This window comes from Novipirellula methanifontis (assembly GCF_052161655.1).
GTDB lineage: Bacteria > Planctomycetota > Planctomycetia > Pirellulales > Pirellulaceae > Novipirellula.
Window position 1 is genome coordinate 5,310,059 of sequence record NZ_CP197418.1, and the last position, 12,500, is coordinate 5,322,558.

At 53.7% G+C, this 12,500-nt stretch carries 8 protein-coding genes; 6 read left to right on the forward strand and 2 right to left on the reverse strand.

Annotated elements, in window-relative coordinates:
* The first annotated feature begins 242 nt into the window (after nucleotides 1–242).
* The 6 genes from SH528x_RS19390 to SH528x_RS19415 all read left to right on the forward strand — a co-directional run bounded on the left by SH528x_RS19390 (nucleotide 243) and on the right by SH528x_RS19415 (nucleotide 11,068).
* Nucleotides 243–1,922, forward strand: coding sequence for an alpha-keto acid decarboxylase family protein (locus tag SH528x_RS19390; protein ID WP_442505103.1), 1,680 nt, complete (start codon nucleotides 243–245; stop codon nucleotides 1,920–1,922).
* A 324-nt stretch (nucleotides 1,923–2,246) separates the two neighbouring features.
* Nucleotides 2,247–6,428 carry a hypothetical protein gene (locus SH528x_RS19395; protein ID WP_442505104.1) on the forward strand — a complete coding sequence of 1,394 codons (4,182 nt, stop codon included), beginning with the start codon at nucleotides 2,247–2,249 and terminating at the stop codon, nucleotides 6,426–6,428.
* Between the two features lie 457 nt (nucleotides 6,429–6,885).
* Entirely contained in the window at nucleotides 6,886–7,071 is a 186-nt protein-coding gene (locus tag SH528x_RS19400) for a hypothetical protein (RefSeq protein ID WP_442505105.1), read from the forward strand.
* A 101-nt stretch (nucleotides 7,072–7,172) separates the two neighbouring features.
* Nucleotides 7,173–7,964, forward strand: a complete 792-nt coding sequence (locus SH528x_RS19405) for a hypothetical protein (RefSeq protein ID WP_442505106.1) — start codon at nucleotides 7,173–7,175, stop codon at nucleotides 7,962–7,964.
* A 357-nt stretch (nucleotides 7,965–8,321) separates the two neighbouring features.
* On the forward strand, nucleotides 8,322–9,665 hold the full coding sequence (locus SH528x_RS19410) for an AAA family ATPase (protein ID WP_442505107.1): 1,344 nt from the start codon (nucleotides 8,322–8,324) through the stop codon (nucleotides 9,663–9,665).
* Complete coding sequence (locus SH528x_RS19415; protein WP_442505108.1) at nucleotides 9,662–11,068, forward strand: tetratricopeptide repeat protein; 1,407 nt, start codon at nucleotides 9,662–9,664, stop codon at nucleotides 11,066–11,068. The genes SH528x_RS19410 and SH528x_RS19415 overlap by 4 nt, the downstream gene beginning before the upstream one ends.
* 5 nt (nucleotides 11,069–11,073) lie before the next feature.
* Here SH528x_RS19415 and SH528x_RS19420 read toward each other — a convergent pair whose 3' ends face one another.
* Together SH528x_RS19420 and SH528x_RS19425 are read right to left on the reverse strand one after the other, a co-directional pair.
* On the reverse strand, nucleotides 11,074–11,775 hold the full coding sequence (locus SH528x_RS19420; RefSeq protein ID WP_442505109.1) for a hypothetical protein: 702 nt from the start codon (nucleotides 11,773–11,775) through the stop codon (nucleotides 11,074–11,076).
* Nucleotides 11,776–11,885: 110 nt separating this feature from the next.
* Nucleotides 11,886–12,176, reverse strand: coding sequence for a hypothetical protein (locus tag SH528x_RS19425; protein ID WP_442505110.1), 291 nt, complete (start codon nucleotides 12,174–12,176; stop codon nucleotides 11,886–11,888).
* Nucleotides 12,177–12,500 lie beyond the last annotated feature (324 nt).

Genomic DNA, 12,500 nt, shown 5'->3' on the forward strand with positions numbered 1-12,500 from the left:
TTTGCCTGTGCGCGACTCGCAGAAATACCTACCCAGCCGCGAACGCGTCCGCCCGATCCGCATGCGGCCAGGCAAGAACAGCCAAGACCCCTCTCACTCCCTCTCTCCCCTACTCCCAGCTCCTTCCACTTCTCCCCTTTCCCCTTTCCCCTTTTCCGGTCATTCGCGGCAGCATTTTGTATAATAAGTGAAACACCGCTCCCGGATTCGTATTTCTGAGTTCGTTTTTTGAGGAGACAGCGATGAATGTGTCAACCGAAGCTCCGCGCCGTGTGACTGCGAACGTGTCGATTGGGCAATATCTGGTCCGCCGCTTGCAAGACTACGGTGTTAACGACTTGTTCGGCATCCCGGGCGACTATGTATTGGCACTCTACAGCGAACTGGAAAAGAGCCCGATCAACGTTGTGGGATGCACGCGAGAGGATTGTGCGGGGTTTGCCGCGGACGGCTACGCGCGGATCCGAGGGATGGGAGCGCTGTGTGTGACCTATTGCGTCGGCGGATTGAGTGTCTGCAATTCGATCGCGGGTGCTTACGCCGAAAAATCACCGGTCGTCGTGATCTCGGGATCTCCTGGAATGAAAGAACGCAGCACGGGGGCATTACTGCATCATATGGTTCGCAACTTTCGCACTCAAATCGACGTATTCGAGAAATTCACGATCGCGGGGACAGAGCTTTCTGATTCGTTGACCGCGTTCTCCGAGATCGATCGAGTGCTTGATGCCTGTGACCGTTTCAAACGCCCTGTCTATATCGACGTGCCTCGCGATATGGTTCACGTCGTGCCTCCGATCACGCATGGTTACACCGGCGCGACGTTCGCTAATAGCGAGGAGGCCACCCGTGAAGCGATACAAGAAACCGTGCGGCGACTTGCCAATGCAAAGAACCCTGTCATTCTGGCGGGAGTCGAAATGCATCGCTTTCGCTTGCAAGAGCAACTGATTCAATTGGCCGAGTCTGCGAATATTCCGATCGCGACCACGATGTTGGGCAAAAGTGTGGTGAGCGAACGGCATCCTCTGTTCATCGGATTGTACGAAGGTGCGATTGGGGATCCGCAAGTCACGCGTTTTGTCGAGGAGAGTGATTGCCTGTTGTTGCTGGGGACTTTTCTAACCGACATCAACTTGGGAGTGTTCACCGCAAATTTGGACCCGAGTCGTTGTATTCTGGTGACCAGTGAAACGCTGCGTATTTCCCATCACCATTTCCACGACGTCGACTTGAAGGGTTTTCTATCAGGGTTGATTGACGCGTCACCGACCACGACGGATCGTGACACAACAAACCTGATTCCTCCACGCAATACCGAGTCGGAGGACGAAGCAACGACGGATTTGTTACAGACAAGTTGGATGATTCGTGAGCTGAACAAGTGGCTCGACGCGGACACGATCGTGGTTGCCGATGTGGGAGATTCTTTATTTGCTGCGACGGAATTGACGATCCATGAACAGAGTGAATTTCTGAGTCCGGCATATTACGCTTCGATGGGCTTCAGTATTCCTGCGGCGTTGGGTGCTGCGATGGCCAAGCCGGACCACCGAATCGTGGTGCTTGTCGGCGACGGTGCTTTCCAAATGACGGGACAGGAATTGAGTACGATCATCCGCCAAGGACAAAATCCGATTGTAATCTTGCTGGACAACCACGGTTACGGCACCGAGCGTTATCTGCACGAGGGCGAGTGGAAGTACAACGAGATTGCTCAGTGGAATTACGGTGACCTACTGAAAGTTTACGGACGCGGTGTTAGCCATTTGGTGAAGACGAAGTCGGACTACCTTGCGGCGTTGGAACGAGCATGGAACGAGAACGATACGCCTCATTTGATCCATGCCAAGCTGAAGGAAAACGACGCCAGTCAAACGTTGCGAAAGCTCGCCGAACGGATGAGCAAATCGGTGGGGTAAAAGACGCATTCGTAGCGGAAGTCGTCAAGACTTTCAGCGGTCAGGGGATGGAGCGGTCGTGGAACGAAACTCTTGACGAGTTCCGCTACATTTCACGCCAAACGCTGAAACTTCACTCGAAAGATGCCGCAATCTGGCAAAACACGCTCATTCCTTACATTCGTACCGGAAACGGGTTTTTCTTGCGAATAAAGTGAGGACAGTGGGCTCTAGGCAAACGTAACCTTGGGGACGGTCTACACCGGACGCCCCCATTACATTGCCCCCTGCAGCCTGCTTCGCCGAAACTTCGAATTTATCGTCACTTCCCACCCACGTGTTCTGATGCCCCATCTCTCGCCTCGCTTGATGACGTGCTCGTTTAGTCGACTCGTGATCTGCTGCACACTATTCATAAGCACCGCGTTCAACATTACCTCGACATCCGCCCAATCGCCTCCGATTCCGGATGTGCTGAAGCCTTGGCAGGATTGGGTGACTTGGGACATCAAAAACCGCGATTGCCCGAAACTCTATAACAACGCTAATGAAGCTATCTGTGTCTGGCCGTCGACACTGACATTGACTGCAGACGAAATGGGCGGTTCGTTTGAACTCGAAGTCCAAAGTTTCGACGAAACATGGATGCCGCTGCCTGGTACCGCCACGATCTGGCCCAGCAATGTTCGCTTGGATGGCGAGGCGGTTGTTGTCGTCGAACGTAACGGCGCACCATCCGTCAAATTGGCTAAAGGAACGGGCAAGTTATCAGGCGAGTTTTTGTGGAATCAGATGCCTCAACGAATCCAAATTCCTGCATCGATTGGCATTTTGTCGTTGGCGATAAATGGAACCGATGTGGCAAACCCGACATGGGACTCGAAGGGGGAAGTGTGGTTGAAGCGTTCTCGTAGCGAGCCCACCGACAAAGATCTATTGACCGTCAAGGTCTATCGCAAAATTGACGACGGTATTCCGCTGTGGTTGCGAACCCAAATCGAGCTGACTGTTTCTGGCAAAAGTCGCGAAGAGCTGCTGGGATCGGTATTGCCGGCAGGATGGCAATTGGCAACCGTGCAAAGCCCAATCCCCGTTGCCATCGACGAACAAGGATTGATCAAAGCGCAAGTGCGTGCGGGCAAATGGACGATTAGCGTTGACGCGTTTCGCACCCACGACGCTGGCGAAATTCGTTTTGCACCCAATGCTCAGCCGCTCGCCGATACGGAACTTATCGGACTTCGCAGCGACCCCGATTTTCGCGTCTCGCAAATCGAAGATCTGCCAATGGTCGACGTTTCGCAAACGACTTACCCCAATGCTTGGCGAAACATTCCTGTTTATCAGTGGGATGTCAACAAGCCGTTCCATCTGGTGGAAAAAATGCGTGGCATGGGCGAGCAAGCTCGCAAGGGACTGAATATCTCGCGTCGATTGTGGCTTGACGAGAACGGCCAAACGTTAACCTATCACGACAAGCTGAACGGCCAAATGCAACAGATTTGGCGACTCGATGTAGCGGAGAATCATGAGCTAGGAGCCGTCCGAGTCGATGACGAAGCTCAATTGATTACCGTTAACCCGATCACAGATAAGCGTGGTACCGAAATCCGTCGTCGCAATTTGCAGATGGAAGCTGTTGGAAGGGTTTCAATGACGGACTTGCTGTCGGCAACCGGCTGGGAAGCCGATGCCGAATCACTCAGTTTGACGTTGACCACACCGCCAGGGTGGCGAGTATTTGCAATTTTGGGTACGGATCAAGTGCGAGGCGATTGGTTAACAGCGTGGTCGCTACTGGACTTGTTCTTACTGCTGGTTTTTTCGCTGGCCGTGTTCAAATTGTTCGGATTTGTCGGTGGGATCGTTGCCCTGCTCGCTTTTGGATTGTCGTATCACGAACCCGGATCACCGCGAATCACTTGGCTATTGCTGTTGATGCCGATCGCTTTGTTGCGAGTCGTTGGCGATGGGAAAATCAAACAATGGATCGCAGTATGGAAGTACGTGGCGATCGGCGTGCTACTACTTTGCGTCGTTCCATTCATCGGGATGCAGGTGCAAAACGTGATCTATCCCCAGCTAGATCCGCAGGGAATGTCGTATGGCAGCCGAGGATTGTTTGTCTGGAGCGGGATTGGGTCCGGCGTTTCGCGTTCAGCCCATGTCGAGTCATACTCGGCGGAAGGCGACATGGAATACGCCGATGAAACTGGAGCACAGAGCGACCGGATGCCATCGAAATCTCGACGAGGTCGTCAATCTAGCGTCCAGCAACTTGGTCCCCGCTTCGACATCTCCATGAACTTGAACTACGACCCTCAGGCGGTCATTCAAACTGGGCCGGCTCAGCCACAATGGAATTGGAATAATGTCGTCTGCACATGGAACGGTCCCGTTGCGGCCGACCAACAGATTCACCCCGTGCTGATCTCGTTGACAATGAACCGCATCATCACGTGCATTCGCGTAACGCTGTTGATTTTGTTGGGTATCATCTTGTTTCGCGAACGTGGACGGCGATGGCCGTGGTCGCGGACAGCGCCGAAAGCGACTGCAACCGCCGCAGCGTTGGCATGCATGTTGTTGCCAGCGACGGCAATGGCGCAAGACAACGCAGCAAGCAGCGACAATGCTGGCGGTAATGCAAAACAAACTGTACAACACGACGTTGAATTGTTGAGCATTCCGTCGCCCGAAATGCTAAGCACATTGCGTGAACGATTGCAACAAACTTCGGATGCATTTCCGAATGCTGCCGAGATTCCGGCGGTTGATCTAGCCATCAACGACAACGTGTTGACGATGGATGTGACCGTGCACGCGGCCGCCGACGTTGCGGTTCCATTACCCGGCCGTTTGCCCGCGTGGTCTCCCGTGTCTGTCACGCTGGACGGGGATGACCCGGTGGCGGTCAGTCGCCACGATGGCTATTTGTGGATTATTTTGAAACAAGGCGTCCATCAAGTCACCGTAAAGGGCAGGGTTACTGAGGCAACCGAATGGGAATGGAGTTTTTTGCTAAAACCGAGGCGTGTTACGATTGCCGCCGAGGGGTGGAAAGTAACGGGAGTGAATCCAAACGGGGTTCCCGCCGAGCAGGTATTCTTTGTCAAAGAGCAAGAAGTCAGTGAAGACCAGGCGGCTTACGATCGAACCGATTTTAATCCCGTTGTTGTGGTTGACCGTCGGTTAGAGATTGGATTGATTTGGAAAGTCCGTACGACAGTGACGCGGCTTTCGTCGCCTGGGAAAGCGATTTCAATTGTGGTGCCACTACTGGAGGGCGAAAAAGTCCTAACGTCGGGCCGCGATGTCAAAGACGATTCGGTCGCGGTTCAATTGGCGGCAAACCAACAATCTTTTGCTTGGGAAAGCGAGCTAGAGCGTCGTAACGAAGTGATACTGTCGGCTGCGGAAACCGATCGTTGGGTCGAACGTTGGCAACTTGTCACTTCGCCGATCTGGAACGTCTCTCTGAGCGGACTCGCGCCGATATTCGAAGCGGATGAACACGCCTTGATCCCGGTATGGGAACCATGGCCGGGAGAAACAGCAACGATCCTGTTCAGCCGTCCGATTGCCGTGGTGGGTGACACAGTCACGGTCCAACGCGTGAATTTGTCGTCCACGTTGGGGGATCGGCGACGAACAAACACACTCGAGATTGACCTGGAGTGTAGTCTGGCGAACGACTTCGCAATCACGCTTGAGCCGGAGATTGAAATCACGTCGCTGACGCTCGACAAACAATCGATTCCGATTCAGCGGTCAGGCAGCAACTTGATTGTGCCAGCACGACCAGGGCGTCAAACCGTCGAAGTTCAATGGAGCAGTTCGAAACCGATTGCAACCGTGGTGCATTCACCCGAAATCGCGTTGGACGCGGAAGCCTCGAATTTGTCAACGACGATAAATATGCCCGAAAACCGCTGGATTTTGTGGGCCGAGGGGCCGCTGCGTGGACCCGCAGTCCGATTTTGGACGATTCTTGCCGTTGCCATCATCGTCGCGCTACTATTGGGCAGTCTTCCCATGTCGCCGCTGCGACGTTACGAATGGGTTCTGCTTTCGATCGGTTTGACGCAAGTCCCCTTGTTTGCATCGATGTTCGTCGTCGGCTGGTTGTTCTTGTTGGCGTACCGTGGCAAGCATCCGGTTGTTGGCCGCTATCGCTGGAGCGACTACGCGCTGCAAGGCGTGATCGTCTTCTTGACGCTGATTGCACTGCTGGTGCTATTCATTGTGGTGGGCGAAGGTTTGCTCGGGAACCCAGACATGTTTATTGCGGGCAACAATTCTTGGAGAACGCAACTGATCTGGTTCACTCCACACAGCGGGACGCAGTTGCCCGTCACGGGCGTCGTTTCGATCTCGGTATGGTTCTATCGTTTCTTTATGTTGGTGTGGGCGTTGTGGTTAGCGGCAGCGTTATTGCGTTGGCTGGCATGGGGCTGGAAACAGTTCAGCAAAGTCAGCGACGAGGAACCGGTTTTGCAAGCCAAGGTGGTAGAGCCAGAATCCTGAGTTTGATTTTGCTAGGCGGGAATTTCGACACATCTCGTTGAACACCGCTGGTTCCCAGGCCCCAGTCAACGCCGTGAACGATTATTACGCCGCAAATTACAGCATCTGCGTTTCGTAGCTACGCTCGCCAGAGCGTGGATTGTTGACGTCCAACGCAAATCACCACCTTCTGGCGAAGGTAGCTACCAGAAAATCGTTCACGGCGTTAGGCTCGAGTGGTGGTGGGATTCGCTCAATTGACCGCCGCCGAGTGTGTTATCGGTACTCTGTTCCGCATGTACATTCCAACGGTTTACCCCAACGCTGTGAAGCATTTTGCCTCTGGGGTTTGTACATTTTAGCGTAGCGGAAGTCGTCAAGACTTTCGATTCACGGCGAGCTACCCCCGAAAGTCTTGACGGCCTCCGCTACAAAAAGCTTCACAGCGTTGGGTTGACTCGAACGATCATCGTCGTAGGTGAGTAAACCGTATGTTGTCGTTGTTGCAATCGTGTTCATGGTTGATTTGCAGTTGCTCGTAATCGGAGCGATGGTCTGCTGTGAAGACAAAGGCGACTCAAGAACGCTGGGGTTGTTGGGAGACGCTGTAATCATGGGATTCACGTTACTGTTTGTGCTGCCCGACAAGCATGACGTGGCGTAAGCATCCTTACTTGATGAAACCTGTTGGGCGGAACCTGCATCACTTGCAAGAATTACCGCTTCACAAAGACGTACGGTACCATTCTTACGAGGACGATATTCATGAATAAGACACGCTTCATTAAGACTATCTATTTCCTATTGCTGCCGGTCTCAGCAACTTTGGTGCTGTTGTTCTCGTCGCTGGCTACCTTTGACGTGATGTCTCAAATTAGTGAGTTGATGGTCCCGAATTCTGATCCCGCTGTACAGTTGCCGATACATTCGATCTCGGGACAAATCGGGTTGGTACTTGTTGCATTGGGAATGGTCATGGCAATGCGTTCACGGATCGACGGAACCCTGCCGCGGATTACTATTGCTTTCGCCGCTGTGGTGTTCTGCCTAGCAGCATTAGGCATTGGTGTCGGCACCCTGCAACTGGAGTCCGCTTTTCGCAGTTTAGCAACGGCAGCGACGATCGATCCCGAGTCATTTGAGCAAGGAGTCGTCTCAAGCAAAATACCGTTGCTTTTCGGTTGGTCTTGTCTGCTAGTCGCGTCCACGATGGTGTTTGTAGCGGTAGCGATTTCAGCGAAATCAGATCAACTCGCGGGTTCATCACTTTGGCGTCGACCGAGTTTCCTCGTTGCCACGCTGAGTCTGGTGTTAATTCTATTGGTCGTCGCCTGGAACGTGTCATCGCTGTTAGGCCTTCGCGATTCGTTGAGCGGAACTCAAATTGAACCCTCGGCAATCGCTAGGGGTGTCACGGGCATGACTCGATCCGTGTTCGTTTCTTTGGTCGCTGTACTCGGTTGGGCGATTTCTTGTGTTTTGATGGCGATCCGAGAAGAACGGGTTCAAGACATCCAAAATCGAGAACCTGCAACGGATATTGTCGCCAGCAATTGATGTCGCACTGGCGGTTTCGGCCGTGCTGACTTGAACTGTTCACGCCATGGTGCGCCGGCGAGCAGATCGCAGCGAAACTCGCAGAGAGTTTCGGGGGTACTCGCCGTGGATCGAAACGCTTGACGAGTTCCGCTACGAAATGCTTTACTGCGTTGCGGTATCGGCCTCGAATTTTACAAAGAAGTTTAACACGCCGGAAAACCGCTGAGTTTGTGGGCCGACGGACTGCCGCGAGAGTGCACGCTGTGATCGCCTAGAACTTGTTCGTAATCAGGTCTGCTCGGCTAGGAACACGATCACTCAGCTCGTACAATCTTGGGACGCCGTTCTGCCCGTTCCTCCCGCCAAGATTCGATTATGTCGCCCGAAGACGAAGCCATCCGTGGACTGCGTGAGGCCTTGAAGGTTTCGCCCGACAATCTGCCGCTCCGTGTTCATCTTGCTCAAACGTTGTCCACCTACGGTCGATTCGACGAGGCTGCGACGGAGTACCGAAATGCGCTGTCGCTTTCGCCAGAGAACGCGGACGTTAAATTTGGCCTGGCATCCGCGTATCTGTCGCAAGATGAGCAGAGCAAGGCGATGGTGATCCTCGAAGATCTGTGCCGGTCTCAAACCGCCCCCGCAAAAGCGTTTGTGGTGCTCGCCAAATTGCTGTTGGGCGAAGGCAAAGTGCGAGATGCGGTGATCCAGTACAAAGAGGCACTCGAACGCGATCCGACTAGCGCCGATCCAATTCTCGGCGATCAACTTGGCGTAGGCGAAAAATACCAGGATGGTGATGTCGTCGAAGGACGCAGTCGTGAGTCGACACAACCCGAGGCAGAGGATTTTGTCTCTGAAATCGAACGTCCCAAAATCAAATTCGAGGATGTCGGTGGGATGGAGAAGTTGAAGGATGAGATTCGGCTGAAGATCCTGTACCCGCTGCAACATCCCGAGATGTACGAAGCGTATGGCAAAAAGATTGGTGGTGGTATTTTGATGTATGGACCGCCAGGCTGTGGCAAGACGTATTTGGCACGTGCGACGGCCGGCGAGCTTGGGGCGGGGTTTATCTCGGTCGGCATCAGCGATGTGTTGGACATGTGGACGGGCCAGAGCGAGCGAAACTTGGCACAGATCTTCGAACAGGCTCGCTACAACAAACCTTGCGTGTTGTTCTTTGACGAAGTGGATGCGCTCGGCGGTCGCCGCAGTGACATGAGCAGCGGAGCAGGGCGTCATGTGATCAATCAATTCCTGTCCGAGATGGACGGCGTCGACAAATCGAACGAAGGTGTTTTGGTTTTGGCCGCCACCAACGCGCCCTGGCACGTTGACCCAGCGTTCAGGCGCCCAGGACGTTTTGACCGCGTCTTATTTGTCCCGCCACCCGATACCGATGCACGTGCTTCGGTTCTGCGGATCCATCTGAAGGGCAAACCTCAGGATGCAATCGATTTTGCCCAAGTTGCGAAGAAAACGGCCGAGTTCTCGGGCGCGGATATGAAGGCGGTGGTCGATCAAGCGATCGAAGAAAAGCTACGAATCGCACTGAAAGAAGGCATCCCTAAACCGCTTGTGACCAAAGATTTGATTGGCTCTGCGAAAACGCTACGTCCAACCACTCGAGAATGGTTTTCCACGGCTCGCAATTACGCGATCTATTCGAATCAGGGCGGCATTTACGACGACGTGTTAAAGTACTTGAATCTATGAACGGACACCTACAACGCGCGTTAATGCTGCTGGATCAGTCTCGTCACGAGATGGCCATCGATGAATTGCGGCAACTGCTGGCGGTCGAGCCTGACAACGCGACGGGCCATGCCATACTCGCGATCTGTTTCTCGGAGACGAAACAATACGCCGATGCGCAAGCGGAATCGGAATTGGCGATTCATTTGTCACCGGACCAGGCATTTGTCTTTTACGCTCAGTCGATCGTATTGGCCAATCGCAACCAATACGCAGCAGCCCAAACGGCGATCGAAACCGCAGTGGGGATGGATCCGTACAATCCGGACTATTTTGCAAAGCTTGCTGAAGTTCAGTTCAACCAACATCGTTGGCAAGAAGCCCTCGACGCGGCCGAAACGGGGTTGTCGTTAGATGCCGAGTCGGTGACGTGCACCAATCTACGTGCGATGGCACTGGTCAAATTGGGACGCAAGATTGAGGCTCAAGAGGCGATCGGAGCTGCGCTGAAACGGGCTCCTGAGGACGAGTATGCGCATGCGAACATGGGATGGACACTGCTAGAGCAGAACCAGCCCGAGAAGGCGATGGAACACTTTCGCGAGGCCCTGCGGTTGAACCCAGAAATGGAATGGGCACGCGCGGGCATTATCGAAGCGATGAAGTCTCGCTATTTCATCTACCGCATCATGCTGAACTGGTTTCTGTGGATGCAGAAACTGCAACAGAAAGCTCAGTGGGGCGTGATCATCGGTGCTTACATTGGCTTTCGATTGCTGTCGGGATTCGCGGACGATCATCCGCAGTGGTCACCATGGTTGCAACCGTTGTTGATTGCCTACATCGCGTTTGCGCTGATGACTTGGGTTGCCAGTCCGTTGTTTAATCTGGTTTTGCGAACGAGCAAATTTGGCCGTTTGGCGTTGTCAGAACATCAAATCCGTAGCTCGACCTGGGTCGGCGTCTGCGTGCTCAGTGGCATTCTGTTGGTCGCCGCGTATTTTGTAACCGGCTCGGAACCGTTACTGGGCTGTGCGTTAGCGGCGATGTTATTGATACCACCGCTGGGGCGAGTCTACAGCTGCGAAGAAGGGTGGCCGCGTGCGACGCTATCGCTCGTCACGATCGCCCTCGGCTTTTTGGCCTTGGTGGTCGTGTCGACACTACTGGGTAGCTACCTGATCCAAGGCAAAGTCAGCGCGGGGTTGCGAGGTATCGGAGGACTATTTTTCACGCCGCTATTGTACGGTTCGATCGCGGCTCAGTTTTTGACCAATGCTTTGATGTCCGCTTCACCCAAACGAGGCACGGACACCGGAAAAATGGTCTGGATCGTGGGCGGGTCGCTGCTCGCGATCGTTGGGACTTTCATCTTGGCGTTCATCGGACTTGTGATCTTCGTCGGCATGCAAAGCCCCGAATGATGCATTTATTTGCCTGACCGCTGTGCCGTCAACAATATCAGCCGATTTTCGTCAAAGAACTCGGTCGCCCGCGCGGTGATCGTCCATTGATTGTCGTTTGCGTCCGCTCGAATGGCGTTGACGACGCGTTGCAAAACGAGGTTTTCAAGAATCTCGATCGACTTCGGTTCACTGCGAGCGTTTTTCGCAGGCGTTGCTTGCTCGTAGACCTCGAGCGAGGTTTCGAACGTGCGGGAAGTCGATCCAGCATTAACCGTCTGGCGAGTACGTGACTCGATTTTTCGCAAGCGATTGGCGGGAGAATTGTTGTCGATTTGTTTTTCAGCAATGGGGGTAAATACCCAGCGGCGACCGGACATCGAGATTTGCCCAGTAATTTGAGGCATGATGGTTCCTTCTCGCAGCTGCTGGCGCAGCGAATTGGCTTGCCCCAGCCCGGGGTTGCGTGTATCGCTACCGAGGGCATCGCCGTGTCGCGTTGCGAGCGTACTGAGTCCATCAAAATCGCTACGGTTTTGTCCTGCTACAGCCTGTTGCGAATCGTCGCCGAATCGGTCGGCAGCCGACGCGTTACCATCGATCGTGAACACAAACAACGGAGTCAGCACCGCGATCAGCGTTGTCGTGGGGATCAGACCAGCCATCAAATAACGCGAAAAATACATCGGCGTACGGGCCCACAACAGCAATAGCGGTAGTAGCAGCATGATGGAATATCGTTGTGGTAACAGTTTCAGGGGATGAAACAGTTCCTCGGATAACGGCTTCCATGCAGGCCGGGAACGGACAGAACAAAACGCAGCAAACGCCGCAACTCTTAATTTTCTTTTGGCATCGCAAACGCATGCAACGTAATCACGGCGCCAAATGCGATCATCGACAATCCGAGCCAACGTGGCGGTTCGACTCGCTTCATTGGTTTCGGATGGACACGTATTAGGAGCGAACCCAAGCTCGGGGTATTGCTTGCGGTGCTGGTTTCGCTAAACCGAGCTAGCGTCCGCGTCGTGGATTCGTTCAGTACAAAGGAATCCACCATACGAAACTGAACGCCGAGCAATACGAGCAGCAAACCGAGAAAGAAGTAGCGGTGGCGATATCTTGTCATGACAAACAAAGCCCTAGCAGTCTTCGTGTCACCGTTTTTGGGAGGGGGTGACGCGAAGTGACATGGATTGGAGAAACGAAGCATCGAGGATCGGTTGATGTCTGACTCAGACCAACCGTGGCGTATAGGAACCAGATCGTCGTAACGAGCCCGACAACGTCAACTGATTTCCAAAGTGATGGTTCGCATGAAGTGCACGGTTGAGGCCTTGCACAGCGGTCGTGCACTGGATAGCGGACGTGGCGAGGATGCCAGTCAATCGTGGCTAGCCAACGCCATTAAGAGAATTTGGGTGCGAATTCGTTTGCCAATACGCTAATCGCG